This is a genomic window from Pseudomonas sp. GQ91 (assembly GCF_059758795.1).
On the sequence record NZ_JCAXED010000009.1, the window covers coordinates 61,164 to 86,718 of the forward strand.

General features: G+C 59.8%; 23 protein-coding genes. 14 read left to right on the forward strand and 9 right to left on the reverse strand.

Annotated features, from left to right (window positions below):
* Positions 1-308: 308 nt before the first annotated feature.
* Positions 309-1,100, reverse strand: a complete 792-nt coding sequence (locus AC6CIA_RS15045) for a hypothetical protein (RefSeq protein ID WP_339532868.1) — start codon at positions 1,098-1,100, stop codon at positions 309-311.
* Between the two features lie 100 nt (positions 1,101-1,200).
* Positions 1,201-2,163 (reverse strand): alpha/beta hydrolase, encoded by a 963-nt coding sequence (locus tag AC6CIA_RS15050; protein ID WP_498313088.1) that lies wholly within the window; start codon positions 2,161-2,163, stop codon positions 1,201-1,203.
* Positions 2,164-2,305: 142 nt separating this feature from the next.
* Here AC6CIA_RS15050 and aroC point away from each other — a divergent pair, with 142 nt between their 5' ends.
* The 6 genes from aroC to AC6CIA_RS15080 all read left to right on the forward strand — a co-directional run bounded on the left by aroC (position 2,306) and on the right by AC6CIA_RS15080 (position 7,949).
* Positions 2,306-3,397, forward strand: coding sequence for a chorismate synthase (gene aroC / locus AC6CIA_RS15055; protein ID WP_339532870.1), 1,092 nt, complete (start codon positions 2,306-2,308; stop codon positions 3,395-3,397).
* Positions 3,398-3,410: 13 nt separating this feature from the next.
* Positions 3,411-4,571: an MFS transporter gene (locus tag AC6CIA_RS15060; protein ID WP_498313090.1), complete on the forward strand. Its 1,161-nt coding sequence runs from the start codon at positions 3,411-3,413 to the stop codon at positions 4,569-4,571.
* Positions 4,568-5,101, forward strand: coding sequence for a 1,2-dihydroxy-3-keto-5-methylthiopentene dioxygenase (locus AC6CIA_RS15065; RefSeq protein ID WP_498313092.1), 534 nt, complete (start codon positions 4,568-4,570; stop codon positions 5,099-5,101). Before AC6CIA_RS15060 ends, AC6CIA_RS15065 begins: the two co-directional genes overlap by 4 nt.
* 215 nt (positions 5,102-5,316) lie before the next feature.
* Positions 5,317-6,708, forward strand: coding sequence for a PAAR domain-containing protein (locus AC6CIA_RS15070; RefSeq protein WP_498313094.1), 1,392 nt, complete (start codon positions 5,317-5,319; stop codon positions 6,706-6,708).
* A gap of 405 nt (positions 6,709-7,113) precedes the next feature.
* Positions 7,114-7,563 carry a hypothetical protein gene (locus AC6CIA_RS15075; RefSeq protein ID WP_498313096.1) on the forward strand — a complete coding sequence of 150 codons (450 nt, stop codon included), beginning with the start codon at positions 7,114-7,116 and terminating at the stop codon, positions 7,561-7,563.
* Positions 7,560-7,949 carry a hypothetical protein gene (locus AC6CIA_RS15080; protein WP_498313098.1) on the forward strand — a complete coding sequence of 130 codons (390 nt, stop codon included), beginning with the start codon at positions 7,560-7,562 and terminating at the stop codon, positions 7,947-7,949. Before AC6CIA_RS15075 ends, AC6CIA_RS15080 begins: the two co-directional genes overlap by 4 nt.
* 152 nt (positions 7,950-8,101) lie before the next feature.
* Here AC6CIA_RS15080 and AC6CIA_RS15085 read toward each other — a convergent pair whose 3' ends face one another.
* Positions 8,102-8,380, reverse strand: coding sequence for a DUF3509 domain-containing protein (locus AC6CIA_RS15085; protein WP_498313099.1), 279 nt, complete (start codon positions 8,378-8,380; stop codon positions 8,102-8,104).
* A gap of 401 nt (positions 8,381-8,781) precedes the next feature.
* On the opposite strand from AC6CIA_RS15085, the gene AC6CIA_RS15090 reads away from it, so the two are divergent.
* The 5 genes from AC6CIA_RS15090 to AC6CIA_RS15110 all read left to right on the forward strand — a co-directional run bounded on the left by AC6CIA_RS15090 (position 8,782) and on the right by AC6CIA_RS15110 (position 14,543).
* Positions 8,782-10,608 carry a long-chain-acyl-CoA synthetase gene (locus AC6CIA_RS15090; protein WP_498313101.1) on the forward strand — a complete coding sequence of 609 codons (1,827 nt, stop codon included), beginning with the start codon at positions 8,782-8,784 and terminating at the stop codon, positions 10,606-10,608.
* 97 nt (positions 10,609-10,705) lie between these two features.
* Entirely contained in the window at positions 10,706-11,221 is a 516-nt protein-coding gene (locus tag AC6CIA_RS15095) for an ankyrin repeat domain-containing protein (RefSeq protein ID WP_498313103.1), read from the forward strand.
* Between the two features lie 41 nt (positions 11,222-11,262).
* Complete coding sequence (locus tag AC6CIA_RS15100) at positions 11,263-11,793, forward strand: hypothetical protein (protein WP_498313105.1); 531 nt, start codon at positions 11,263-11,265, stop codon at positions 11,791-11,793.
* A 67-nt stretch (positions 11,794-11,860) separates the two neighbouring features.
* The gene (locus AC6CIA_RS15105) at positions 11,861-12,052 is read left to right on the forward strand and encodes a PLDc N-terminal domain-containing protein (protein ID WP_003172956.1); all 192 of its coding nucleotides are present in this window, start codon (positions 11,861-11,863) and stop codon (positions 12,050-12,052) included.
* A 400-nt stretch (positions 12,053-12,452) separates the two neighbouring features.
* A complete protein-coding gene (locus AC6CIA_RS15110; protein ID WP_498313107.1) occupies positions 12,453-14,543 on the forward strand; it encodes an LTA synthase family protein in 2,091 nt (696 codons plus the stop codon).
* Positions 14,544-14,601: 58 nt separating this feature from the next.
* Here the strand turns inward: AC6CIA_RS15110 and AC6CIA_RS15115 are convergent, their stop codons facing one another.
* Positions 14,602-14,754 (reverse strand): DUF3309 family protein, encoded by a 153-nt coding sequence (locus AC6CIA_RS15115; RefSeq protein ID WP_084378090.1) that lies wholly within the window; start codon positions 14,752-14,754, stop codon positions 14,602-14,604.
* A gap of 328 nt (positions 14,755-15,082) precedes the next feature.
* Between AC6CIA_RS15115 and AC6CIA_RS15120 the strand changes: the two genes are divergently transcribed.
* Both AC6CIA_RS15120 and csrA read left to right on the forward strand, forming a co-directional pair.
* Positions 15,083-15,898, forward strand: coding sequence for an SDR family oxidoreductase (locus AC6CIA_RS15120; RefSeq protein ID WP_339533313.1), 816 nt, complete (start codon positions 15,083-15,085; stop codon positions 15,896-15,898).
* A 164-nt stretch (positions 15,899-16,062) separates the two neighbouring features.
* A complete protein-coding gene (csrA, locus tag AC6CIA_RS15125) occupies positions 16,063-16,266 on the forward strand; it encodes a carbon storage regulator CsrA (RefSeq protein WP_498313109.1) in 204 nt (67 codons plus the stop codon).
* Here the strand turns inward: csrA and AC6CIA_RS15130 are convergent.
* The 5 genes from AC6CIA_RS15130 to mnmC form a co-directional block, all read right to left on the reverse strand.
* Entirely contained in the window at positions 16,263-16,490 is a 228-nt protein-coding gene (locus tag AC6CIA_RS15130) for a YheU family protein (protein ID WP_003172962.1), read from the reverse strand. The two genes, csrA and AC6CIA_RS15130, sit on opposite strands and share 4 nt — an antisense overlap.
* Positions 16,491-16,549: 59 nt before the next feature.
* Positions 16,550-17,734, reverse strand: coding sequence for an osmoprotectant NAGGN system M42 family peptidase (locus AC6CIA_RS15135; protein WP_084378093.1), 1,185 nt, complete (start codon positions 17,732-17,734; stop codon positions 16,550-16,552).
* A 180-nt stretch (positions 17,735-17,914) separates the two neighbouring features.
* Positions 17,915-19,660: an N-acetylglutaminylglutamine synthetase gene (gene ngg / locus AC6CIA_RS15140; protein ID WP_498313112.1), complete on the reverse strand. Its 1,746-nt coding sequence runs from the start codon at positions 19,658-19,660 to the stop codon at positions 17,915-17,917.
* Positions 19,661-19,663: 3 nt separating this feature from the next.
* Positions 19,664-21,436, reverse strand: coding sequence for an N-acetylglutaminylglutamine amidotransferase (locus tag AC6CIA_RS15145; RefSeq protein ID WP_339533309.1), 1,773 nt, complete (start codon positions 21,434-21,436; stop codon positions 19,664-19,666).
* A 194-nt stretch (positions 21,437-21,630) separates the two neighbouring features.
* Complete coding sequence (gene mnmC, locus AC6CIA_RS15150) at positions 21,631-23,613, reverse strand: bifunctional tRNA (5-methylaminomethyl-2-thiouridine)(34)-methyltransferase MnmC2/FAD-dependent 5-carboxymethylaminomethyl-2-thiouridine(34) oxidoreductase MnmC1 (protein WP_498313114.1); 1,983 nt, start codon at positions 23,611-23,613, stop codon at positions 21,631-21,633.
* 380 nt (positions 23,614-23,993) lie between these two features.
* On the opposite strand from mnmC, the gene pap reads away from it, so the two are divergent.
* A complete protein-coding gene (pap, locus tag AC6CIA_RS15155) occupies positions 23,994-25,511 on the forward strand; it encodes a polyphosphate:AMP phosphotransferase (RefSeq protein ID WP_498313116.1) in 1,518 nt (505 codons plus the stop codon).
* Positions 25,512-25,555: the final 44 nt, after the last annotated feature.

Below are 25,555 nucleotides of genomic sequence, written 5' to 3' on the forward strand. Positions count from 1 at the left end.
TGATCTTGATCTTAGGCGCCCCGTTAAACCACGCTGGCCGCAGTCCGGGATTGATTCGGGGGCTAAACCGGCAGGACGCCGGTTTAGCCGCGCTGGGCCAGGGATGGCCCATCGCGGCGCCCCCCCGAATCAATGTCGGACTGCGGGCACACCGAGCCTAAGCGAGGTGCCGAGTGGTGGGGCAAGAGCGCTACTTTCGCGCTTTTCGAAAGTGACTCGCCGTAAGGGCGAAACCCATATCAGCCATGACCGCAGCAACGGATATGTACCCCAACTCCAACCCGCTGTCTGCCACCGAACCCAAGCAATCAACGGTGCGTAGCAATCCAGATCAATAACCCCGCCTGAAACACGGTAAACGCCACCAGGCAAGTAATGGTGAAGCGCAAACCGCTGTCCTCGCGCTTGAACTTGAGGACTTTTTCCTCCTCCTTGCGCAGCTTCACATGCTGTTCCGTCAGATTCTGCTCGGCTTGTTGCAGCATCTGCGCCGCTTCGAGGATTTCCACGAACTGCACTTTCTCGGTGTTCCAACTGTCCAGCACATCGCGGACCTTGCCGGGCTGCACATGGCCTTTCAAATGCTGGACATCGGCATAGGCCACATCAAAACCCTGAACCCGCAGGAAATGATCACGCCGCAGCCGCGTGGCTTCATTCAGCGCGTCTTTGTTCGCCAGGGTGACGCCGTCGATGCGATAGTGCGACCACTTCTTTTTCGCCCAGGCGGCGCCCTGGGCTACCAGGAAGCGACCCAGACCACGGTTTGGCGGTTCGATCTCCAGGCTGCTGCCCGGGCCAAAATGCACGCGTTGGGTGGCGTGATCGACGTGGATATCCAAATGATTCTGCTCGCGCCGGACCCGCTGCCCGGGCAACTGGATGACCATGCGCAGCAGGCTGTGGTCCTTGTCGTTGCGTTCGGCATAGCCAAACTGCACAAAACGCAGCGGGCGTGCGCCGGTGGCGCGGTCGATGGTCAAGGGCGCCAGGCGCAGCATTCTGAAGTGTTCAGCTTGAACCTCCGCCCACGGCAAAGTGGCCGCTACGGGTTCTTCGGCTTCAGGGGGCGATTCGGGTATTGCTTCGGTGTTCGTCATTCGGCGCGATCCTGTCCAAGCCTTGCAGGTCGACAGGCTTTTTGCTGTCGACCTTGTGCTTATCGGCCGCTTTCTTCAAGACTGGAGGGTAAATACTGGCTTAACGATGGCGAAGTCCGTCGATAAAGCGCACCAGGCGGTTACCCAGCTCGGCCGCGAGGGGCAATTGCGGATCGTTGTAGGAGCTCAATTGTTGTTTCACGTCGTTGGGCACGATCCGCATGACATGGTTCATGCCGGGAATCACCGTCAGCTGCGCATCCGGCTTGGCTGCCTTGAGTTTCCGCGCATCGGCGACACCGACCTGCAGGTCGTGGGTGCCCTGGATGATCAGGGCCGGCATCGTCAGCCTGGCGAACGCCGCCGAAGGGTCGGCGCGAAACAGGCTGATCAAATAAGGCTGCACGCTGGGACGAAAAATACTTTGAAGTGGTGCCGGTACATCGTTATCAACCTTGCCGGCCTTGAGCTGGTCGAGAATCTGGTTGCTGCGCAGCAACAGGGCCGGCGGCAAGTGATCGGCCAGTTGTTGACGAATCACTTGATCCACTGGGCGAGCGCTGCCGGACAGGGAAATGACCCCGGCCGGATTCAGCTGTGGGGCGGCGAGGGCGGCTACCAGCGCGCCTTCGCTGTGGCCCAGCACAATCAACGGCCCCAGCCGCGAATCGGATTTGAGCAACCTGCCCCAGGCCACGGCGTCGGCGACATAGGCGTCCAGCGTCAGGTTGCGCTCGTCAGGCGTGGCCTTGAGGCTGGCAGCGACGCCGCGCTTGTCGTAGCGCACGCTGGCGATGTTGTGCCTGGCAAGTACCCAGGCCAGGCGCTTGAGGCTGTCGTTACGTGCGCCATCGGCGCTGTTGCCGTTGCGATCGGTAGGCCCCGAGCCGGCAATGATCAGTACCACTGGCACCGGATGCGCGGATTTGGGCAGCAGCAATGAACCAGACAGCTCGCCACTGCCGGTTTCCAGACTGATAGGGCGTTGCAGCACGACAGGCAGGGCCGCGTGGGCCACGGTGCAGAACAGGGTGAGGGTAAACAGCAAAACTCGAAGCATCATCGCGCCATCATCAGGAAGGTGCCGGTTGGACCAATGTCTACCGGTAAGGTTTCGAGGATGAACTACTCGGTTAGCCTGCGTATACTGGCGCGCTTAGTTATCGCGGTTGAGTTGGTTCAACTGATTTCACGGAGCGCCCTGCATGTCCGGCAATACCTACGGCAAGCTGTTCACAGTCACCACCGCTGGCGAAAGCCATGGTCCGGCGTTGGTCGCCATTGTCGACGGCTGCCCGCCGGGCCTCGCGCTGTGCCTGGAGGATCTGCAACGCGACCTCGACCGCCGCAAGCCCGGTACCAGTCGCCACACCACCCAGCGCCAGGAGCCCGATGAAGTCGAAATCCTCTCCGGCGTCTTCGAGGGCCGCACCACCGGTTGCGCCATCGGCCTGTTGATCCGCAACACCGACCAGAAGTCCAAGGACTACTCGGCGATCAAGGACTTGTTCCGCCCGGCCCATGCCGACTACACCTATCACCACAAATACGGTGAGCGCGATTACCGTGGCGGCGGCCGCAGCTCGGCGCGGGAAACCGCGATGCGTGTTGCTGCCGGTGCCATCGCGAAGAAATACCTGGCGACCCAAGGCATCGTCATTCGTGGCTACATGAGCCAGCTGGGCCCGATCGAAATTCCGTTCAAAAGCTGGGACAGCGTGCCAGACAACGCCTTCTTCTGCCCCGACCCGGACAAAGTGCCGGAGTTGGAGGCCTATATGGACCAACTGCGACGCGATCAGGACTCTGTCGGGGCGAAAATTACCGTGGTTGCCGAAGGCGTGATGCCAGGACTGGGCGAGCCGATTTTCGACCGTCTGGATGCCGAGCTGGCCCATGCGCTGATGAGTATCAACGCGGTCAAAGGCGTGGAAATCGGCGCCGGTTTCGCGTGTGTCGCCCAGCGCGGCACCGAGCACCGCGATGAGCTGACCCCGGAAGGCTTTCTCAGCAACAACGCCGGTGGCATTCTGGGCGGGATTTCCTCCGGCCAGCCGATTGTTGCGCACCTGGCCCTCAAGGCGACTTCGAGCATCACCACACCTGGGCGTTCGATTGATGTCCACGGCAATCCGGTGGAGGTGATCACCAAAGGTCGCCACGACCCGTGCGTCGGTATCCGCGCCACGCCGATTGCCGAGGCGATGATGGCTATCGTGTTGATGGATCACCTGCTGCGCCATCGTGGCCAGAATGCCGAGGTGCGTGTGACCACGCCGGTGCTGGGTCAGTTGTGACGGTCTGACGGCCGTGGCAAGCCTTCCTTACTGGCGACTTTCCAGCTTCTACCTGTTCTATTTCGCCCTGCTGGGGGCGACGGCGCCGTTCCTCGCGCTGTACTTCCATCACTTGGGCTTCTCCAGCGCGCGTATTGGCGAGCTGGTGGCCATCCCGATGTTGATGCGCTGCGTGGCCCCCAATATATGGGGCTGGCTGGGGGACTACACCGGCCGGCGCCTGGCCATCGTGCGGTTTGGCGCGGTGTGCACCTTATTGAGTTTTTCGCTGATATTCATCAGCCAAAGCTACGCCTGGCTGGCGCTGGTGATGGCTTTGCATGCGTTCTTCTGGCACGCGGTGCTGCCACAGTTTGAAGTGATTACCCTGGCCCATCTGCAAGGCCAGACCTCGCGCTACAGCCAGATCCGCCTGTGGGGCTCCATCGGTTTCATTCTCGCCGTGGTGGCCTTGGGGCGCCTGTTCGAGGCGTTGAGCCTGGATATTTACCCGGTGGCGATCATTCTGATCATGGCTGGCATCGTCGGTGCCAGCCTGTGGGTGCCCAACGCCCAACCCGTGTCCCAGGGCAATCGCGTGGCCGGTGATGGCTTTTTGCGGCAATTGCGCAGCCCCGGCGTGCTGGCGTTCTATGCCTGCGTTGCGCTGATGCAAATGAGCCACGGTCCGTATTACACCTTCCTGACCCTGCACCTCGAAAACCTCGGTTACAGTCGGGGCGTGATCGGCCTGTTATGGGCCCTGGGAGTGGTGGCGGAAGTGTTGATGTTCCTGGCCATGAGCCGCCTGCTGGCGCGCTTCTCGGTGCGTCGTGTGCTGATGGCCAGTTTCCTGCTGGCGGCAGTGCGCTGGTTGCTGTTGGGCTCCTTCGCCGAGTTTTTCTGGGTGTTGATACTGGCGCAGGTGATGCACGCGGCGACCTTCGGCAGTTTCCACGCGGCGGCCATTGCCTTTGTCCAACGCAGTTTCGGCGATCGCCAGCAAGGCCAGGGCCAGGCGTTATATGCCGCCTTGGCCGGCACTGGCGGCGCTCTGGGAGCCCTTTATTCCGGTTATAGCTGGAACCTGCTGGGGCCGACCCTGACCTTCAGTATCGCCAGCGTCGCCGCATTGGCCGCTGCCATTGTCATCGGTCTTCGATTGCAAGAGCAAAACCAAGGAATCGTTCAATGAGTTATGTTGCCGTCTTCCCCGTCGCTTCACCCGACACCCCGAACAAGGTCCTGACCCACTTCGAGGATATTGTGTCGACCCTGGCCACGCTCGGCGTACGCTTCGAGCGTTGGCAGCCGGCCACATCCCTGGAAAAGGAGGCCAGCGAGGCTGAACTGTTCGCGGCTTACCAGGCACAGCTCGATGCCCTCGGTTACGCGAACGTCGAGCTGTTCAGTGTCACCTGCGATCACCCGCAGAAAGCCGAAATGCGCGCGCAGTTCCTCCTCGAGCAGCGTTACAGCGAAGACCATGTACGCCTTATCGTGGCGGGCCAAGGCCTGTTTACTCTGCATGTCGACGATTATGTATATGCCGTACGTTGCGAGAGAAACGATCTGTTGATCATCCCGGCCGGTATGCCGCATTGGTTCGATATAGGCGAGAACCCGCATTTCGTTACGCTACGTGTGTTCGATACTCGGCAGGGGACAGTGCCCGCCGTCACGGCCAGCGCTATCGCAGCGGTTTTTCCGGGCCTGGACGACTGAGGCGTCTGATCGGGCCATCGCCAGACTTGATAGGCATACTCACCCAATCAATCCCCCGCCAGACAACGCTGTAGGACATCGGTAGCTGTTGTTGGGCGAAGCTTCCTTTTCGTCGGTCACGGCCCAGCCTGTGGGCTTGTGATGGGCACATCCCCCGTCGTCTTATTTCCAGTCCCTCTATTGGCTTATGCCGGATGAACTGGAGAAAACCACGGATGAATAAAGGATATTTCATTGGCCTGGGTGACAAGACCACCTGCGGCGGCGAAGTGCTGGAGGGTGATAAACGAATCAACTTCTATGGCCTGCTTCATGCTTGCGAAGGTGACCGGGTCACCTGTGGCAAGAACGGCGAGATTTATAAGATCCTCGGCGGCATTTCCCACATGAACAGTCATGGCAGGCTTATGGCTGGCACGCTGGACAGCCTCAGCGGTTGCCCCTGCCAAGCCCGACTGATTCCTTCGGTGTCCACGGCTTCCTACAGCAGCCACAACGCTGCACCGCGAGCCGCTGAAGCGGCCCCAGTCACTCGTTCGGTGGCGCCGCAGCAAGCCAGCTTCACCCCTTCGAACACGCCAGCCCCAACGCCATTCACCAGCCTGCAGGGCCAGGAACCGGGTTTCTATATTGCGCCCAAAAGCATGACCCGCGAAGCACTGGAAGCCACGCTGTTCCCGGTGCGCGATCCGGCGGTGATGAGCAAGTTCCAAGCGCTCAATCCGCATGTCGGCGATGTGAAAGCCGGCTCGATGATTGTGCTCAGCGACCCGGACAACATGTCCTGCACCTACCCGGAAGCGCAATTGATGCAGGCCGCGCAACAGGTCCAGGCGTCCCTCGATCCCCTGACACCGGAGGAGGCCGAGTTCATGCTCCGCCACGCGGCTGAAATCGCCAGCTTTAGCGGGCAGACCTCAACCTGGCTTGGCGTCAGCGCGGTGGTGATGGAAAAGCACCTGAGCAACCTGCGCGACACCCTGCAAGCCATGGAACGCTTGCATCAGGAAAGCTATCGTCAGCACGGCCACCTGAAATCACCGCAGTTCTTCGCCGATCGCCGGCACTTGATCAACCAGTTGGATGCCCACCTGTTGAATTCCACTCGACTGCGTGGCCAGACAACCTTGGGCGACCATCCGAAGTTGAAAGCGGCGCTGGGCATTTCCAGCAAGAGTCTGGTGCATCACTGGAACAAGGCCGGTGCACCGGGGCAGATTCCGGGCTATGCCACCCATGTGGAAGCGACCAGTCGTGCGGCCAAGTACATGACGGCGGGCGGGTATATCGGTATTGGGATTGGGGGCGTGTCTTCGTTGCTGGCGATTCAGCAGGTGTGTAGCGGCGATTCTGGAGAGGCGTGTGAGAGGGTCAAGTTTACGGAAGGGGGGAAGTTTGGCGGAGCTACCGCGAGTGGTGCCTTAGGCGGATGGGCAGCCAGTTATACCAGTGGTCCGATTTGCCTGGCGCTTGGTGTTTCTACAGGTCTCGGCGGTGTTGTCTGCGTCGCGGCCATAGTAGGGACTGGCGCGTGGGTGGGTACGACTTACGGCGGTATGGGTGGCGAACGATTAGGCGAAAAGTTATACGAGAAAACACTGCCATGACAGCGGAGGAGTTTTGGAAGTCTTGGCTAGCTATCTGGCTTTTGGCGGGCCCGTTTCTGCTTGCGGCCACAGGTTCTGCATACAGTTTGTACCTGAGTCACCGTCATCTGGACGCCATCAAGGAGGCCTTGAAGAACAGTCGTTATATTTATATTTGGGGCACGAGTTTGGGGAAGCGGGGTTGCATTTGGTCCCTATTGGAAATCGCAAAAATAGCCGGAATGATCACGATGCCAAAGGCATATATCCGGCTCGGTGATTTGGACCCAGTCGATCTTGAAAACTTCCCTCGGTACCTGAAGCGTCGACTGAAAATCGTAACAATGGTGATGTTAGGAGGTGCCATATGGCTAGTGGCTATATCTGTGCTGCTGGAATTTGAGTAACGGGCTGGAAGGCCACTGCATGTTGAGAGTGGTCCCGCGCATTGCCAGGCGAAGTCTGGTGCATCACTGGAACAAGGCCGGTGCACCGGGGCAGATTCCGGGCTATGCCACCCATGTGGAAGCGACCAGTCGTGCGGCCGGCGGGTATATCGGTATCGGGATTGGGGGCGTGTCTTCGTTGCTGGCGATTCAGCAGGTGTGTAATGGCGATTCTGGAGAGGCGTGTAAGAGGGTCAAGTTTACGGAAGGGGGGAAGTTTGGCTTGTCTACCTTTGGTGGTGCCGCAGGTGGAGAAATAGGCAGATTAGCTGGTATACCGATCTGTCTCGCGCTTGGCGTCTCTACAGGTGTCGGTGGTGTTGTCTGTGCCGCTGCCATAGTAGGGACTGGCGCATGGGTGGGTACGACTTACGGTGGTAAGGCTGGCGAAGCTATTGGGGAGAAGATCTACGAAGTTATTCAACCATGACCAATATCGACACGTGGTCTCCCTGGGTTGCGATCATTGTTCTTGGTGGCTGGGGCCTGCTAGCATTTGCGGGTTTTGCCTTCAGTCTGTACCTGAGCCACTGTAAGTTAGGCGCCATTAAAGAGGCCTTGAAGAACAGCCGTTATATTCATCTTTGGGGGGCAAACCTAGGGAAACGAGGTTTGATTTGGTCCCTCTTGGAGATAGCAAAAATCACCCAGATGATCACAATGCCAAGGTCATCACTCATCATCGGCGAACTGGATCCTGTCGATCTCGAAAACTTCCCCCCTCATCTCAAGCGGCTACTGAAAATCAAAGCAGCGATGCTGATTGGTAGTGGTGGTTGGCTGTTAATTGTGTCGGTCCTGTTGGAGTTTAAGTAGTTTGATGGACAACTCTGGGTGAATAGGCCCATGACAGCCAAAGAGCGGGAAGTCCTGCGCTGGGCGGCGGGGCGATCAAGCGGGAGTTATGCCGAGAACCAAAACGGGCCGTGATGCGCAATGCGTCACGGCCCGTTTGTTGAAACCTGTACTTATGCCGAATGGTAGGTCGGCAAGGCGAAGCGGTGTTGGCTTTGCAGCATCGAAATCTGGGGCAGCTCGCTGGCTTGTTCGGCCAGGTCACGGCGAATGGCGCTGATGACCCAGGTCAATTGGTCGGCCGTGTGCAGCTGCTGATAGGAGATCGAGCGCTTGACCTGCTTGCCTTCGCTGTTACGCAAGGTCAGCAGGATGCCACCGTCCGGACGCGGTTGGGTGGTGACGTCGTAGTTGGAGAATACAGAAGCAAATTTATCTTGGATCAGGCTCATGTCTATCAGCTCCATTGGCTCATGTTGGGCAGCGTGGAGTGATAAGTGCAGCGATTGTGCCAGTATTTCGCGTTATATAATTTCTTTTAAAATCAAGTAGTTACAAATTATTGTGATTTTCGTTTTCGTGCAATTTGCATGAATGGCCATCGTGCATCCTGCATTTTGCGTTGTTCATTGCCGCCGCCGGGGTGGTTGGGGGGCTGTTCGGGTTATGGATCCGTCAAGCGCCGAGGAAATTCCTTGTTTCTCTTGACGGGACCCGGGATACAAAACTTTTCAAATCCCGCGTGTACAGCCAAAGAATGGCTGGCGTATTTTCCTGCAAGACGTGTGCTATCGGTCATACGCCGGATGCATGTCCAAGGATCATACGAATAATAAGAAAAGGACGGCTGCGCATGAATCACCCGCGAGGCGAGATGATTACCTGGAGCATGATGCTGCGTAAGCTACCAAGCATTGTCAGGACCTTGCCACGACTGGTGCGTGGTATGCGCGTCGCTAATATCACCGACCCCCGACAGCCGTGCGGGCTGGCCTGGACCTTTGAGCAAGCCACCCTGCGCAATCCGCAAGGTGCGGCGTTGCTGTACGGCGATACGGTACTCAGCTATCACCAGGCCAATCAACAAGCCAACCGCATCGCCCATTATCTGCAAGCGCAGGGGATCGCCAAGGGTGATGTGGTCGCACTGTTTATCGAGAACCGCCCCGAACTGCTGCTGAGTGTACTGGCCGTGGCCAAGCTCGGGGGTGTTTGCGCCATGCTCAACACCGCACATACTCAGGCGGTGCTGGTGCACAGTCTCAACCTGGTGCAGCCGGTGGCGATTATGGTGGGGGCCGAACTGGTCGATGCCTACACGGCGGTGCGTGAACAGGTAGCGATCGAGCCACGGCGCACCTGGTTTGTCGCCGACCAGCCGCCCATCACTGTTGCCCAAGACTATGTCGACCTGCTGGCGGCCAGTGCGGCAGGAGCGGTAGACAATCCCGCGAGTAGCCAGCACATCTACTGCAATGATCCTTGCTTCTACATCTACACCTCCGGCACGACCGGGCTGCCCAAGGCAGGTGTGTTCAAGCATGGTCGCTGGATGAAATCCTCGGCCAGTTTCGGCACCATCGCTCTGGATATGCGACCTGAAGACGTCGTCTACTGCACATTGCCGCTGTACCACGCCACCGGCTTGTGCGTGTGTTGGGGCTCGGCGATTGCCGGCGCTTCGGGTTTTGCCATTCGCCGCAAGTTCAGCGCCAGCCAGTTCTGGGAAGATGTACGCAAATTCAACGCGACGACCCTGGGTTATGTCGGCGAGTTATGCCGTTACCTGCTCGAGCAGCCGCCCAGTGAGCGTGATCGCGATACCCGGGTGGTCAAGATGATCGGCAATGGTTTGCGTCCGGGCGTATGGGCGTCATTCAAGGAACGTTTTGGTGTCGAGCACATTTGTGAGCTGTACGCCGCCAGCGACGGCAATATCGGTTTCACCAATGTCTTGAATTTCGATAACACCATCGGTTTTTCCCTGATGCATTGGGCGCTGGTGGAATACGCGCATGACACCTGTGAGCCGATACGCGGCAGCAACGGTTTTATGCACGAGGTGCAGAAGGGCGGCCAGGGTCTGTTGCTGGCGAGGATCGATGACAAGGCGCCGTTTGATGGCTACACCGACCCTGAAAAGAACCGCAAGGTGGTGGTGAACGACGTGTTCGAGAAGGGCGATCGCTATTTCAATACCGGCGACCTGTTGCGCAGCATCGGTTTTGGGCATGCGCAATTTGTCGATCGCCTGGGGGATACCTATCGCTGGAAAGGCGAGAACGTTTCCACCACTGAAGTGGAAAATTTCCTGCTGCAGCACCCGCAGATTTCCGAAGTCGTCGCCTATGGCGTTGAAATCAACGACACCGACGGCCGGGCAGGCATGGCGGCGATTACTCCGAGCGAGTCACTGGCCGCCCTGGATATGCGTGAACTGCTGCAGTTTGCGCAGAGCCGTTTGCCCACCTATGCCGTGCCCCTGTTCTTGCGGATCAAACTGAAAATGGACACCACCGGCACCTTCAAATATCAGAAGGTGAAGCTCAAGGAACAGGCGTTTGACCCTGAAAAGGCCGGTGAAGACCCGCTTTTTGCCTGGCTGCCGGGGGCGGACAGCTATATTCCCGTCACGAGCCAGTTGTGGACCGATATCCAGTCGGGCAAATACCGCTATTGATTTTGGCTATTGCGGGTTTTCGGAAAAAAACCATGACAGGCGGGAACTCCCTCGCGAGACTGGGCGCCTTATACAGCATCAGACAAGGAGCTCCTACATGTCAGACCAAGCCAAACAAATGACCGCCGATGAAGCCGCTGAATTTGCCGAGCAGGTGTTCGATGTGGCCCGCAAGGGTGACGCTGCAATGCTGGCAGCGCTGTTGGCCAAGGGGTTGCCGCCGAACCTGCGTAATCACAATGGCGATACCCTGCTGATGCTGTCGGCCTACCATGGCCACGCTGATGCGGTGAAAGTGCTGCTCGAATTCAAGGCCGACCCGCAGATCGCCAATGATAAAAATCAACTGCCGATTGCCGGCGCAGCGTTTAAAGGCAATCTGCCGGTGGTCAAGGCGCTGATTGAAGGCGCCACCCCGGTAGACGCTGCCTCTGCAGATGGCCGCACCGCATTGATGATGGCCGCAATGTTCAACCGTACCGAAATGGTGGACTACTTGCTCAGCCAAGGCGCCAATCCCCAGGCGACGGATGCCCAGGGCGTGACCGCGCTGGCGGCGGCCCAGACCATGGGAGCAGCGGATACGGCGGCGCAGTTGCAGAAACTGGTGTAGGCTTTGCGCCCTCAAAATCAGCCTCGCCACAGGATTTGCCCATGAACACCGCGCTCGTCGAACTCATCACTAAAATCAGTTCCGGCTGCCTGGGCGACGCCGAGATTGCGCGGATCGCCGACGAGGCCGCCCAGGCCTACGCGGATGCCGAAGGCTTTCTGGCGGCCAACCCGGACATCAACTACGACGACAGCTTTCCGATCCCGCTGGGTGAGTGGGTTGTCGTCGGCAGTCTGCCGGAAACCGTGTTGTTTCAGGCCGATACCTATCAGGAACTGTTCACGCAGATCGTTGCTTCCTTTGGTCCCGGCGTGGGGTTCAACCTCAAGCCCAAGCAGTTGGCAAAGACCGAGGCACTGACGGCGCTTAATCGTATCCAGATTCAACTGAGTGCCATGAACCCGGAAAACGGCGGCTACACGCTGATGAATTTCAGCCAACTGCTGGATGACGAAATCCAGGCCGTGTTGGTCTACGGCAATGATGTGCCTCGGGTGCTGGAATTGTGCGCCGACCTGGGTATCAAGGCCGAGCCGTCCCTGGAAGCCTTGCGTGTTGCGGTCCACGTCTGAAATAAAACGGAACCCTCGCCAGCGCTGACTATCCTAAACAGGCAAACCCTCACTTAGGAGCGACACCATGGGTTCCACCTTTAATGGTCTGATTGGGCTGATCATCCTCGCACTGGATATCTGGGCGATCATCAATGTCTTCAAAAGCGGTGCGAGTACCGGCGCCAAGGTGTTGTGGATCCTGCTGATTCTGCTGCTGCCGGTATTGGGCCTGATCATCTGGGCGATTGCCGGGCCACGGGGCAATGTGCGGATTTAATCACTGAACCGCCCGAGCCCGGCTGCCTCTGCGCGGTGCCAGCCGAGCCCGGGCGCAGTCTGGCTTCACTCGAGCGCGATGGGCGTCGAGTATCCCTTTCCAGCTTTTTCCCCCTGCATGCGCTGTCGCCTTATTTGTATATCGGGCTATTCGCTGCACAAAATTTTCACACGTCATCCAAGACAATCCGCCGGCTAAATTTTCCTGCCAAGGCGCTGAAACCCGCGTCTGTGGCGGCGGATGGGCGACGATCCTTGAGTAATCAATGGCGTTGCCGGCGTTGATCGGGCACCATCTGCCCACCGCGTTACTCCCGATCCTGCCGTTGCCTGAACAGGCATCGACAGAACAGCGCTGCATTATTTTCGCAACTTAAACTTCCAATGGGTCCTAAAACGACATGGCAAACCCGGACGCCCTGAATCAGCAACGAGCAGCCAAGGCTCGCTTGCTGCAACCGACCGTCAAATCCCATCTGGCGTACACGCTGCTTTGCGCACTGGTCATGATGGTGATGCTCTCGCTGCTGCGCCTGGCGCTGCTGGTATACAACCGCGAGATGATCCTCGACACCCCGGCCTCGACTTTTCTCGAAGCGTTCGCCAACGGTCTGCGCCTGGACCTGCGCCTGGTGGTGTACCTGAGCATTCCGCTGATCCTGGCGCTGTTCAGCGTGCGCGCCATGGCTGCCCGCGGGTTCTTCCGATTCTGGCTCACCGTTGTTTCCAGCATCGCCCTGTTCCTGGGCTTGATGGAGATGGACTTCTACCGTGAGTTCCACCAGCGTCTCAACGGCCTGGTCTTCCAATACGTCAAGGAAGATCCGAGTACCGTGATGAGCATGCTCTGGTACGGTTTTCCGGTGGTGCGCTATCTGCTGGCCTGGGCCGTAGGCACCTTGATCCTGAGCATGGCCTTCAAGGGCGCGGATCGCGCGACCCGGCCGCGAGGGCCGTTCAGCGGTGGCACCATTGGCACCCGCCAGGTCGCCCCGTGGTACAGCCGCATCGCGGTGTTCGTGGTGTGCCTGCTGATCGCGGTGGTTGCCGCCCGTGGCACCTTGCGCCAAGGCCCGCCGTTGCGCTGGGGTGATGTCTACACCACCGATTCGATCTTTGCCAACCAGTTGGGTCTTAACGGCACGCTGTCGTTGATCGGCGCCGCCAAGGCGCGTTTCTCCGAGCACCGCACCAATATCTGGAAGGCCACGCTGGAGCAGCCGCTGGCGACCCAGACGGTGCGCGATATGCTGGTGCTGTCTGACGAGAAGCTGGTGGATACCGATACCGCCGCCGTGCGTCGAGACTACACGCCGCCGGCCGACAAGACCTTGCCGATCAAGAACGTCGTGGTGATCCTCATGGAAAGCTTCGCCGGCCACTCGGTGGGCGTGCTGGGGCGTCCGGGCAATATCACGCCGTACTTTGACCAGTTGACGAAAGAAGGCCTGCTGTTCGACCGTTTCTTCTCCAACGGCACACACACCCACCAGGGGATGTTCGCCACCATGGCCTGCTTCCCGAACCTGCCGGGTTTTGAATACTTGATGCAGACGCCGGAAGGCAGCCACAAATTGTCAGGGTTGCCACAGCTGCTCAGTGCCCGTGATTTTGACGATGTGTATGTCTACAACGGCGATTTTGCCTGGGACAACCAGTCGGGCTTCTTCAGCAACCAAGGCATGACCAACTTCATCGGTCGCAACGACTTTGTCGACCCGGTATTCTCCGACTCGACGTGGGGGGTGTCCGACCAGGACATGTTCAACCGTGGCCTGGAAGAGTTGAAGGCGCGTGAGAACGGCAAGCCGTTCTATGCGTTGTTGCAGACGCTGTCCAACCACACGCCCTATGCCTTGCCGACGCCATTGCCGGTCGAGCCTGTTACCGACCGTGGCAGCCTCAACGAGCATTTGACGGCCATGCGCTACTCCGACTGGGCGCTGGGACAGTTCTTTGAAAAAGCCCGTAAGGAGCCGTACTTCAAGGAAACCCTGTTTGTGATCGTCGGTGACCATGGCTTCGGCAACGAGCAGCAAATCACCGAAATGGACCTGGGCCGCTTCAACGTGCCGATGTTGCTGATCGCGCCAGGCGTGCAGGAAAAATTCGGTGTGCTTGATCACACCGTGGGTACGCAGATCGATATTGTGCCGACCATCATGGGACGCCTGGGGGGTGAAACCCGTCATCAATGCTGGGGCCGTGACCTGCTTAACCTGCCGGAAGGCGACAAGGGCTTCGGCGTGATCAAACCTTCCGGCAGCGACCAGACCGTGGCCTTGCTGACGGGTGATCGGGTGTTGGTACTGCCTAAGGAAATGCCACCGAAACTCTGGCAATACCAGTTAGGCGCCAACCCCGGTGGCAAAGTGATTCCCGAGTCGGCCGATGAGGCAGCGCTCAAGCAGAAACTCGAGTCGTTCCTGCAGACCGCGACCAAAGGCTTGCTGGATAACACCGCCGGTGTGGTGGACGGCGTGCCGGACTAAATAACGGTGAATAAAAAAGAGGCCTGAGGGCCTCTTTTTTTGCGCGCGTTTTACTGTTTTATATCTTGCCGAGCAACAACAGAATCAACAGCACAATCAAGATGGTACCGAGAATCCCCGATGGCCCATAACCCCAGTTGCGGGAGTGCGGGAACACCGGCAGACCGCCGACCAGCAGCAGGATCAAGACAATGATAAGAATGAGGGTCATGGTGTGTTTTCCTTATTCGTCTTCTAAAAAGACCTGATGGTTAAGTAGCAGAGCCGATAGTCAATAACGCCTGCCTTAAAAACTCCGACTGTTGTGTTGCCTGAAAAATTCAGTGTTTTTTTAAAGCTTTTCGCTTACTCGCTTATTTCTTTTTTAATTTGCTCAGGTTGCGTGCTTAGTTCGCAAATATTGAACTTTCGTGGCAACACGCTATCCGACCCAGCCGTTGGTTTGCCTGGGGCATTCAGCAATCTGATGGTCCACCGGTGACTTAATAACCTTCGCTACACTGGCGCCTACTTCTTCCCTGAACCACAAGGCACTTCCTATGCAAAATCGCATGATGATCACTGGCGCCGGGTCCGGCCTGGGACGCGAAATAGCGCTGCGCTGGGCGCGCGAAGGCTGGCAGCTGGCCTTGTCGGATGTCAGCGAGCCGGGACTGCAAGAAACCCTCAGGTTGGTACGCGAAGCCGGTGGCGACGGGTTTACCCAGCGCTGCGATGTGCGCGACTACAGCCAGCTCACTGCGTTTGCCCAAGCCTGCGAAGTGAAACTGGGCGGCATCGATGTGATCGTCAATAATGCCGGCGTGGCCTCGGGCGGTTTTTTCAGCGAATTGTCCCTTGAAGACTGGGACTGGCAGATCGCGATCAACCTGATGGGCGTGGTCAAAGGCTGCAAGGCTTTCCTGGGGCTGCTGGAAAAGAGCAAGGGGCGGATCATCAACATCGCCTCCATGGCTGCATTGATGCAAGGCCCGGCCATGAGCAACTACAACGTGGCGAAGGCCGGCGTGGTGGCGTTGTCGGAAAGCTTGCTGGTGGAACTCAAGCAGCAGGAAATCGGCGTGCATGTGGTCTGTCCTTCGTTCTTCCAGACCAATCTGCTGGACTCTTTCCGTGGCCCGACACCCGCGATGAAAGCCCAGGTCGGCAAACTGCTGGAAAGCTCGCCGATCAGCGCCGCGGATATCGCCGATTACATTTATCAGCGGGTGGCCGAGGGTGAGTTCATGATTCTGCCCCATGAACAGGGCCGCATGGCCTGGGCATTGAAGCAGAAGAATCCGCAGTTGCTGTATGACGAGATGACCAGCATGTCGGACAAAATGCGCGCCAAGGCGCAATCAGGCAGAGCTTGAACAACGTGTTTAAAAGCTAGGCGTCTTGCAGAGAAAATTGTTATTTGTCTGTCAGTAAAATTAACCCTTAGTCGTGGGAATTGTCTGTTTAACCGGCAGGGCATTGATGAGGTATAGGCAAGAAGGCATGGTCAACGTCCGTCAACTTTCAGAGGACAAACGCCATGCTGATATTAAGCCGTGCGGTAGGCGAATTCATTTCCATTGGTGAACACATCACGCTGCGCGTCCTCGAGGTAAACGGCAGGCAAGTGAAACTCGGCGTGCAGGCGCCGAGTGGGGTCAAGGTGTATCGGGAGGAGATCTATCAGAGGATTCTCGAACGCCAGGGCCGGTACGCAGCGCCTGAGTCGGTGCCCAACCCCTAGTCAAACAGGTGCTTGGGCACATCGTGCTTGAGCATCAGTTGGCATTGCTCGCTTTCGGGGTCGAAGACGATCAACGCCTGGCCTTTGGTCAGCGCCTGGCGCACGCGCAATACGCGGGTTTCCAAGGGCGTGTCATCGCCATTGTCGGTGCCGTCGCGGGTCACGAAGTCTTCGATGAGGCGGGTCAGGGTGTCGACTTCAAGTGCGTCGTGGGGAATCAGCATACAAGCCTCATGGTAATGATCCCGGCGATGCTACTGCGCCGGGATCATTGTTGCCAGCTTCAGTTTTTTTGACCCAACAGACTGTCCACGGACGGTACGCGTGTGTCGCTTTCCATCTGCGTCTCATGTTCCAGTTGATGACTGAACCGGTCGAGGGAGCCTTGGGCCGGTTGCGCATCGCTGGCAAACACCGGCGGGCTGAGGATATAAGCCCCCAACAGGCGGCTCAGGGCGGCCAGGCTGTCGATGTGGGTACGCTCATAGCCATGGGTGGCGTCGCAGCCGAACGCCAGCAGCGCGGTGCGGATATCGTGCCCGGCCGTCACGGCAGAATGCGCGTCGCTGAAGTAATAGCGAAACAGATCGCGGCGTACCGGCAGTTCGTTGTCCGATGCCAGGCGCAGCAAATGTCGGGACAAGTGATAGTCGTAAGGGCCGCCGGAATCCTGCATGGCCACGCTCACCGCATGTTCGCTGGAGTGCTGGCCGGGGGCGACCGGAGCGATGTCGATACCGACGAATTCACTGACATCCCAGGGTAACGCGGCTGCCGCGCCGCTGCCGGTCTCCTCGGTAATGGTGAACAGTGGATGACAGTCGATCAGCAACGGTTCGCCGCTGTCGACGATAGCCTTGAGTGCCGCCAGCAGTGCCGCGACGCCGGCTTTGTCATCCAGGTGACGCGCGCTGATATGACCGCTTTCGGTAAATTCCGGCAGCGGATCGAAGGCGACGAAGTCACCGACGCTGATCCCCAGGGAGTCGCAATCGGCGCGCGTGGTGCAATAGGCGTCCAGGCGCAGTTCGACGTGGTCCCAACTGATGGGCATTTCATCCACGGCGGTATTAAAGGCGTGCCCGGAGGCCATCAACGGCAGCACGCTGCCGCGAATCACACCGTTGTCGGTAAACAGGCTGACACGGCTGCCTTCGGCAAAGCGGCTGGACCAGCAACCTACGGGCGCCAGGGTCAGGCGGCCGTTATCCTTGATTGCCCGCACAGCGGCGCCAATGGTGTCCAGGTGCGCGGAGACTGCGCGGTCAGGACTGTTTTTCTGGCCCTTGAGGGTCGCGCGGATGGTGCCGCGCCGGGTCATTTCAAAGGGAATGCCCAGTTCTTCAAGGCGCTCGGCGACGTAACGCACGATGGTGTCGGTAAAGCCGGTGGGGCTGGGAATGGCGAGCATTTCCAGCAGCACTTTTTGCAGATAAGCGAGATCCGGTTCTGGAATGGTTCGGGTCATGGAAACTCCTGATGGGGTAAGGGCATCGATGGTTTCGATGAAGGGGGCTGAAAAGTCACCGACCCGTCTGTGAGTCGGTATTGCGTAGCAGCTGTCGAGCCCCGGCGAGGCTGCGTCAACGGTCTGTCTGATACGCCGCTGACGCAGCCTCGCGCGGGCTCGACAGCTGCTACGTGTTTCTCATGTCGTGGGTTGGCTGTGCGGAAACAATAAATCGACGAATTTTTCCGCCGTCGGTTGTGGCTCATGGTTGGCCAGCCCGGCCCGTTCATTGGCTTCGATAAACACGTACTCCGGTTGATCGGCAGCCGGGACCATCAGGTCCAGGCCGACCATGGGGATGTCGAGCGCCCGAGCGGCGCGCACGGCGGCGTCCACCAGCGTGGGGTGAAGGATGTCGGTGACGTCTTCCAGGCAACCGCCGGTATGCAGATTGGCTGTGCGCCGCACCGCCAGGTGTTCGCCTTGGGGCAAGATACTGTTGTAGTCGTAGCCAGCGGCTTGCAACGTCCGTTCGGTTTCGTGATCCAGGGGGATTTTGCTTTCGCCGCCGGTAGCGGCCTGGCGCCGTCGGCTCTGGGCTTCGATCAGCGTGCCGATAGAGTGTTGGCCATCACCGATCACCTCGGCCGGTCGCCGAATGGCCGCCGCGACCACCTCGAAACCGATCACCACGATGCGCAGGTCCAGGCCCTCGTGGAAGCTTTCCAGCAGCACTCGGGTATCGAACTGACGCGCCGCTTCGATGGCTTTCTGCACCTCTTCGATGCTCTGCAGGTCCACCGCCACCCCTTGGCCTTGCTCGCCATCCAACGGCTTGACCACCACGCGCTGGTGTTCGTCGAGGAACTCCAGGTTGTCGTCGGCGCTGCCGGCCAGTTGCTGGGCCGGCAGATTGAGTCCGGCGGCCTTGAGCACTTTGTGGGTCAGGCTCTTGTCCTGGCACAACGTCATACTGATGGCGCTGGTCAGGTCGCTCAATGACTCGCGGCAGCGGACCCGACGCCCGCCATGGTTCAAGGTGAATAAGCCGGCATCGGCATCATCCACCTGCACATCGATGCCGCGCCGATGGGCTTCCTCGACAATGATCCGCGCATAGGGATTGAACCCGGCCTGCGGGCCTGGTCCGAGGAACAACGGTTGGTTGATGCCGTTCTTGCGCTTGATGGCGAAAGTGGTCAGCGGTCGAAAGCCGAGCTTGGCGTAGAGGTTCTTCGCCTGGCGGTTGTCGTGCAGCACCGACAGGTCCAGGTAGCTCAAGCCTCGGCTCATGAAGTGCTCGATCAGATGACGCACCAGCACTTCGCCCACGCCTGGCCGACTGCATTGTGGGTCCACCGCCAGGCACCAGAGGCTGCAACCGTTTTCCGGATCGTGGAATGCCTTCTGGTGATTCAGGCCCATCACGCTGCCGATCACCGCGCCACTGTCTTCATCCTCGGCCAGCCAGTACACCGGACCGCCTTGATGGCGGGGTGTCAGCAACTCCGGGGTCACGGGCAGCATGCCGCGTCCCTGGTAAAGGTGATTGACCGCCTGCCAATCCGCGTCGCTCTGCACCCGGCGAATCCGAAAGCCGCGAAACACCCGGGTGGACGGGCGATAATCGCTGAACCACAGGCGCAAGGTGTCGGACGGATCGAGGAACAGTTGTTGCGGATCAATCCCGAGAATTTGTTGCGGCGCAGCCACATACAGTGCGATATCGCGTTCCCCGGGCTGCTCGTTGAGCAGCTCGCGAGCCAGGCTCGCCGGATCGCAAAAAGTGTGACCGATCAATAAGCGCCCCCAGCCGCAATGCACGGCAATCGAGGTGGGGCTCAGCTGACTGCCGTCCTCGGCTAAACGGGCTTGCAAGCGTTCGTAGGACGGCGACTGGCCGCGCAGCAAGCGTTGGCTGTAAGCCGTGGCATGAGGTTTCATCAATCAGATTCCTTGTTCGCTGAGCCACAGGTTCAGCGCCGCCAGTTGCCACAGCTTGGAGCCGCGCAGCGGGGTCAATTGACCTTGCGGGTCAGTGAGCAGGCGATCGAGCATGGCCGGGTTGAACAGGCCACGATCCTGGCTCGGGTCCAGCAGCAGATCGCGCACCCAATTCAAGGTGTTGCCCTGCAAGTGCTTGAGGCCTGGCACCGGAAAGTAACCTTTCTTGCGGTCGATGACTTCGCTTGGAATCACCAGGCGCGCAGCTTCTTTCAGCACCTGTTTGCCGCCGTCCGGCAGTTTGAACTTGGCCGGGACGCGGGCCGACAACTCCACCAGGCGATAATCGAGAAACGGCGTTCGCGCTTCCAGGCCCCAGGCCATGGTCATGTTGTCGACACGCTTGACCGGGTCGTCGACCAGCATCACCGTGCTGTCCAGGCGCAAGGCTTTATCCACAGGCGCCTCGGCACCCGGCTGGGCGAAATGTTCGCGGACAAAGTCGCCGGCAGCGTCATTGGCAGTCAACCATTGCGGGGCGACCGTCGCGGCGTAATCGTCATAGCTGCGGTCAAAAAATGCATCGCGGTAGGCCGCGTATGGATCGCTGGCGCCGTCCACCTGCGGGTACCAGTGATAACCGGCGAACAACTCATCGGCGCCCTGGCCGCTCTGTACCACTTTGCAGTGCTTGGCCACTTCCCGAGACAGCAGGTAGAAGGCGATGCAGTCATGGCTGACCATCGGCTCGCTCATGGCGCGAAACGCCGCTGGCAGTTGTTCGATGATCTCGCTCTCGGCAATGCGCAATTGGTGATGCTGCGTGCCGTAGTGTTTGGCGATCAGATCGGAATACTGGAACTCGTCGCCACGTTCACCGCCGGCGTCTTCAAAACCGATGGAAAAGGTCGACAGGTCCTGTACGCCGACTTCGCGCAGCAGGCCCACCAGCATGCTGGAGTCAACGCCACCTGACAGCAGAACACCGACATCCACCGCCGCCCGTTGGCGAATGGCCACGGCGTCGCGGGTGCTGTCGAGCACACGGTCGCGCCAGTCTTCCAGGGTCAGGTTGGCTTCATCGGCATGCGGCCCGTAAGGCAAGGTCCACCAGGTTTTCTGCTCGGTCTTGCCATCGGCTTCGATGCGCATCCAGGTGGCGGGCGGCAGTTTTTCAATGCCCGCCAGCAGCGTGCGCGGCGCGGGTACCACGGCGTGGAAATTCAGGTAGTGATTGAGCGCGACCGGATCGAGGATCGGGTTGATGTCGCCGCCCTTGAGCAGCGCCGGCAACGCCGAGGCAAAGCGCAGGCGCTTGCCGGTGCGCGACAGGTATAAAGGCTTCACGCCAAGGCGGTCGCGGGCAATAAACAGACGCTGGGCATCACGCTCCCAGATGGCGAATGCAAACATCCCGTTGAGCTTGGGCAACAAGGCTTCGCCCCAGGCGTGATAGCCCTTGAGCAGCACTTCGGTGTCGCCGCCGGAATAGAAGGCATAGCCCAGGGCTTCAAGCTCTGCACGCAATTCGGGGAAGTTGTAGATGGCGCCGTTGAAGGCCAGTGACAGGCCCAGTTGAGCGTCGACCATCGGCTGGGCGGAGCCGTCCGACAGGTCCATGATTTTCAGGCGACGATGGCCCAGAGCAATCGGTCCCTGTGCCTGGAAGCCCCACGCGTCTGGCCCGCGTGGGGCCAAGTGGTGGGTGATTCGTTCTACTGCTGCCAGGTCGGCAGGTTGATGATCAAAGCGTAACTCGCCAGCTAATCCACACATAAATTCCTTACCGGTTTTCCGTTGGGGAGACTTCAGGGTACTTGAAAGCTGACAAGTGTGTGTTGCGGTAGTTTTAGATCAATCGGTTATAAGGCGCGCGACGCATGTGCCGGCGGGGCTGCCAGGGGATGGCAGCGCGGCGAGAAAGTCTCGGGTCGGTTTGCCCACTTCGCGAGGCTGGGCGGGGGGCTGGCTCAGGCTTGATTTCGTATCAAACGGCGCAACGCGAACCGGTTGGGGTGGCAGGCCTGGGCGACGCTGGCAGGCAACGGCAGCGGTTCCTGATTGATCCAGGCCGCCAGCAGTTCACCGCACAACGGTGCGCTAATCAGGCCGCGCGAACCATGTCCGCTATTGATGTACAGGCCGTCCAGCCAGGGGCAGGGCGTGTCCGGTACCTGGCGAGCGTCCTTGCGCAAGGCGGCGTAGGCCAGGGAAAAAGCCTGGCTGTCTGCCAGGGGGCCGACAATCGGCAGGTAGTCCGGGCTGGTGCAGCGAAACGCCGCGCGACCTTCGAGTTGTCCGGGATCGAGCTCCTCGGCCTGCAAGCGTTGCCACAGGTCGGCGGAGATATCCCGCAGCAGGTGCAGGTTACCGGCGTGTTCGCTGGCGGTCGGCGTCAGGTCCTCGCGGGTGAAGTCGAAGCTGGCGCCAAGGGTGTGTTCACCCAGGCGCGCCGGGGCAATATAGCCTTCGCTACAGACCACGGTCGCCAGGTCGCGGCTGGTGGCGGTTTGCGCCAATCGGGTGATTTGCCCACGAATGCGCTTCAGCGGCAGTTCGGCGCTGGCGGCAAAGCGTGTGACCTCGGCGGCCCCCGCGAGGATCACCACCGGAGCGCTGGCCAATACGCGGCCGGCCGCCTGTGCGTGCCATTGGTTATCGACACGTTGCAGGTCGAGGGCGTCATGGTGCGTCAACACCTCAATCAACGGGTGCGCGGCCTGCCATTGGCAGAGCGCCGGAGGATGCACCCAACCCCCCTCAGGGAAAAACAGCCCGCCGTGCGCCAGGGCGACACCGGCGATAGTCTGGGCCTGGGGCTGATCCAGGCACCGCAACAAGTCCGGCGCAAAGGCCTCGGCCAGCGTGGCCTGGCGCTGGGCTTCCTTGGCGTTGAACGCCAGTTGCAGCACGCCGCAGGCGTCCCAGTCGACGCCGCGCTGCAACTGCTGCAGCAGGCGCCGGGTGTGGCCGAAACCGCTGACAATCAGCTGTGACAGCGCGGTGCCGTGGGCCGAGAGTTTGAGGTACAGCACGCCTTGCGGGTTGCCGGAGGCTTCCTGGGCCAGGGCAGCATGACGCTCCAGCAGACTGACCCGCCAGCCACGGGCGGCCAGGCTGGCGGCCGTGGCGCATCCCGCCAGGCCGCCACCGATGACCATGGCGTGGCGTTCGCCGTTATGTGGCGCGGGGCGTGCGAACCAGGGCGCGGTGGTCGGCGGCCGCGGTGTTTGCTCGGGCCAGCCGAGAAATTCACCGCGCAGCACTTCCCACTTGTGGCCGATGCCCGGTGTGCGCTTCATCTTGAACCCGGCACCATTGAGCAGGCGCCGTACCCAGCCGGTGCTGGTGAACGTGCTGATGGTCGAGCCCGGCGCCGCCAACCGTGCGAGTTCGGCAAACAGCTCGGCGGTCCACATGTCAGGGTTTTTCGCCGGCGCGAAACCGTCGAGAAACCACGCGTCGATTTGCGCGTCCAACTGCGGCAGTTGCTCCAGGGCATCGCCGATCAGCAATGTCAGTGTCACTCGACCGCTGTCCAGTACCAGGCGTTGAAAGCCTTGATGAATCGCGACGTACTGCGCCAGCAGTTGATCGGCAAAGGGCTTGAGTTCCGGCCAGAGGGCGAGGGCCCGTTGCAGGTCGGCAGGGCTCAGCGGGTATTTTTCCACGCTGACAAAATGCAGCCGCGCACCTGTCACCGCCTGTTGTTCGAACAGTTGCCAGGCGCAGAGGAAATTCAGGCCGGTGCCGAATCCGGTTTCGCCGATCACCAGGCTGCCGTCCACCGTCAAGGCGGCAAAACGTTCGGCCAGGCGGTTCTGTTCAAGGAACACGTAGCGGGTTTCTTCCAGGCCCGACTTGTCGGAGAAATACACATCGTCGAACACTCGCGAACGCGGGCGTCCCTGTTCGTCCCAGTCGAGCTGGGCGTGCGGCAGTACGGGGTTCATGGGCAACTCGGCAAAGGCAAGACGGCTATTCTAGCCGATCAACGGGCGCGGAATATCGCTGTTGTGGCGAGGGGGCTTGTCCCCCGTTGGGCTGCGCAGCAGCCCTCAAACCTGCCATCCCGGTTTGCCTGGATCAACCGGGAGGCCTTTTTGGGGCTGCTGCGCAGCCCAACGGGGGACAAGCCCCCTCGCCACAGACAAGCCTCTGCCTACAGACAAGCCTCTGCCTACAGGCGAGCCACTTTTCCACAGACAAGTCTCCTCACAGGGGCATGCAAGTTTTTTAACTGAACGGCACTAGGGCAAGCGCCGGTGGAATTTCCTTGCGCCGGGTGATCTCCAATCCGCTAGTCTTGATCCATCTTGAAAGGGAGTCGTCCATGTTCGAATCTGCTGAAATCGGTCACGCCATCGACAAAGAGACTTACGACGCCGAAGTGCCGGCGTTGCGCGAAGCCTTGCTGGAAGCGCAATACGAACTGCGCCAGCAAGGGCGGTTTCCGGTGATTGTGCTGATCAATGGTATTGAAGGGGCAGGCAAGGGCGAAACCGTCAAGCTACTCAACGAATGGATGGATCCGCGCCTGATCGAGGTGCGGACCTTTGACCAGCAGACCGATGAAGAACTGGCCCGTCCTCCCGCCTGGCGCTACTGGCGCCAACTGCCCGCCAAGGGCCGCATGGGGATTTTTTTCGGCAACTGGTACAGCCAGATGCTCCAGGGGCGGGTGCATGACCTGTTCAAGGATGCGCGGCTGGATCAGGCGATTGCCGGTGCCGAGCGTCTGGAAAAGATGCTCTGCGACGAAGGCGCGTTGATTTTCAAGTTCTGGTTCCATTTGTCCAAGAAGCAAATGAAGGCGCGGCTCAAGTCCCTGGCCGACGATCCGCTGCACAGCTGGCGCATCAGCCCGCTGGACTGGCAGCAGTCCGAGACCTATGACAAGTTCGTGCATTTTGGCGAGCGGGTGTTGCGCCGCACCAGTCGCGATTACGCGCCCTGGCATGTGATTGAAGGCGTCGACCCGCATTTTCGCGGCCTGACCGTTGGCAAAATCCTCCTCGAAGGCCTGCAAAACGCCCTGAAAGTCCCCAAGAGCAAGGCCAGCGGAATGAACCCGGCGCCGTTGCTGGCCGCCGTGGATCAAAAGAACCTGCTGGACAGCCTGGACATGAGCCAGCGCCTTGAGAAAGACGATTACGAAGATCAATTGATTACCGAGCAGGCCCGTTTATCCGGCTTGATGCGTGACAAGCGCATGCGCAGGCACGCGTTGGTCACGGTGTTCGAGGGCAACGACGCGGCAGGCAAGGGCGGCGCGATTCGCCGGGTGGCGGCCGCGCTGGATCCGCGTCAGTACCACATCGTACCGATTGCCGCGCCGACCGAGGACGAACGGGCCCAGCCTTATCTGTGGCGATTCTGGCGGCAGATTCCGGGGCGAGGCATGTTTACCGTGTTCGACCGTTCCTGGTATGGCCGGGTGTTGGTGGAGCGGATCGAAGGCTTTTGTTCGTCGGCGGACTGGATGCGCGCCTATGGCGAGATCAACGACTTCGAGGAACAACTGCACGACGCCGGTGTGATCGTCGTCAAGTTCTGGCTGGCGATCGACAAGCAGACCCAACTGGAACGTTTCCAGGCCCGCGAGGAAATCCCTTTCAAGCGCTTCAAGATCACCGAAGACGACTGGCGCAACCGCGAAAAGTGGGACGACTACCGGGCGGCGGTAGGCGATATGGTCGACCGCACCAGCACCGAGATTTCACCCTGGACCCTGGTGGAAGCCAACGACAAGCGCTGGGCGCGGATCAAGGTATTGCGCACCATCAACCGGGCGCTGGAAGACGCGTTCGAGCAGTCCGGTAAACGTGCGAAGAAGGGCAAGAAAAAGTAACGCCATGCTTTTGCATACGCGGGGTGAATGATTGTCGCGGTCGG

Bases quoted from the DNA above. Each gene is read 5' to 3' on its own strand.
- mnmC (WP_498313114.1), bottom strand. From the start codon at position 23,613: ATGAACCCCGTACTGCCGCACGCCCAGCTCGACTGGGACGAACAGGGA.
- AC6CIA_RS15065 (WP_498313092.1), top strand. From the start codon at position 4,568: ATGAGTTATGTTGCCGTCTTCCCCGTCGCTTCACCCGACACCCCGAAC.
- AC6CIA_RS15075 (WP_498313096.1), top strand. From the start codon at position 7,114: ATGTTGAGAGTGGTCCCGCGCATTGCCAGGCGAAGTCTGGTGCATCAC.
- AC6CIA_RS15090 (WP_498313101.1), top strand. From the start codon at position 8,782: ATGAATCACCCGCGAGGCGAGATGATTACCTGGAGCATGATGCTGCGT.
- AC6CIA_RS15110 (WP_498313107.1), top strand. From the start codon at position 12,453: ATGGCAAACCCGGACGCCCTGAATCAGCAACGAGCAGCCAAGGCTCGC.
- ngg (WP_498313112.1), bottom strand. From the start codon at position 19,660: ATGAAACCTCATGCCACGGCTTACAGCCAACGCTTGCTGCGCGGCCAG.
- AC6CIA_RS15145 (WP_339533309.1), bottom strand. From the start codon at position 21,436: ATGTGTGGATTAGCTGGCGAGTTACGCTTTGATCATCAACCTGCCGAC.
- pap (WP_498313116.1), top strand. From the start codon at position 23,994: ATGTTCGAATCTGCTGAAATCGGTCACGCCATCGACAAAGAGACTTAC.
- AC6CIA_RS15120 (WP_339533313.1), top strand. From the start codon at position 15,083: ATGCAAAATCGCATGATGATCACTGGCGCCGGGTCCGGCCTGGGACGC.
- AC6CIA_RS15130 (WP_003172962.1), bottom strand. From the start codon at position 16,490: ATGCTGATTCCCCACGACGCACTTGAAGTCGACACCCTGACCCGCCTC.
- AC6CIA_RS15050 (WP_498313088.1), bottom strand. From the start codon at position 2,163: ATGATGCTTCGAGTTTTGCTGTTTACCCTCACCCTGTTCTGCACCGTG.
- AC6CIA_RS15115 (WP_084378090.1), bottom strand. From the start codon at position 14,754: ATGACCCTCATTCTTATCATTGTCTTGATCCTGCTGCTGGTCGGCGGT.
- AC6CIA_RS15095 (WP_498313103.1), top strand. From the start codon at position 10,706: ATGTCAGACCAAGCCAAACAAATGACCGCCGATGAAGCCGCTGAATTT.
- AC6CIA_RS15045 (WP_339532868.1), bottom strand. From the start codon at position 1,100: ATGACGAACACCGAAGCAATACCCGAATCGCCCCCTGAAGCCGAAGAA.
- AC6CIA_RS15085 (WP_498313099.1), bottom strand. From the start codon at position 8,380: ATGAGCCTGATCCAAGATAAATTTGCTTCTGTATTCTCCAACTACGAC.
- csrA (WP_498313109.1), top strand. From the start codon at position 16,063: ATGCTGATATTAAGCCGTGCGGTAGGCGAATTCATTTCCATTGGTGAA.
- AC6CIA_RS15070 (WP_498313094.1), top strand. From the start codon at position 5,317: ATGAATAAAGGATATTTCATTGGCCTGGGTGACAAGACCACCTGCGGC.
- AC6CIA_RS15100 (WP_498313105.1), top strand. From the start codon at position 11,263: ATGAACACCGCGCTCGTCGAACTCATCACTAAAATCAGTTCCGGCTGC.
- AC6CIA_RS15105 (WP_003172956.1), top strand. From the start codon at position 11,861: ATGGGTTCCACCTTTAATGGTCTGATTGGGCTGATCATCCTCGCACTG.
- AC6CIA_RS15080 (WP_498313098.1), top strand. From the start codon at position 7,560: ATGACCAATATCGACACGTGGTCTCCCTGGGTTGCGATCATTGTTCTT.
- aroC (WP_339532870.1), top strand. From the start codon at position 2,306: ATGTCCGGCAATACCTACGGCAAGCTGTTCACAGTCACCACCGCTGGC.
- AC6CIA_RS15135 (WP_084378093.1), bottom strand. From the start codon at position 17,734: ATGACCCGAACCATTCCAGAACCGGATCTCGCTTATCTGCAAAAAGTG.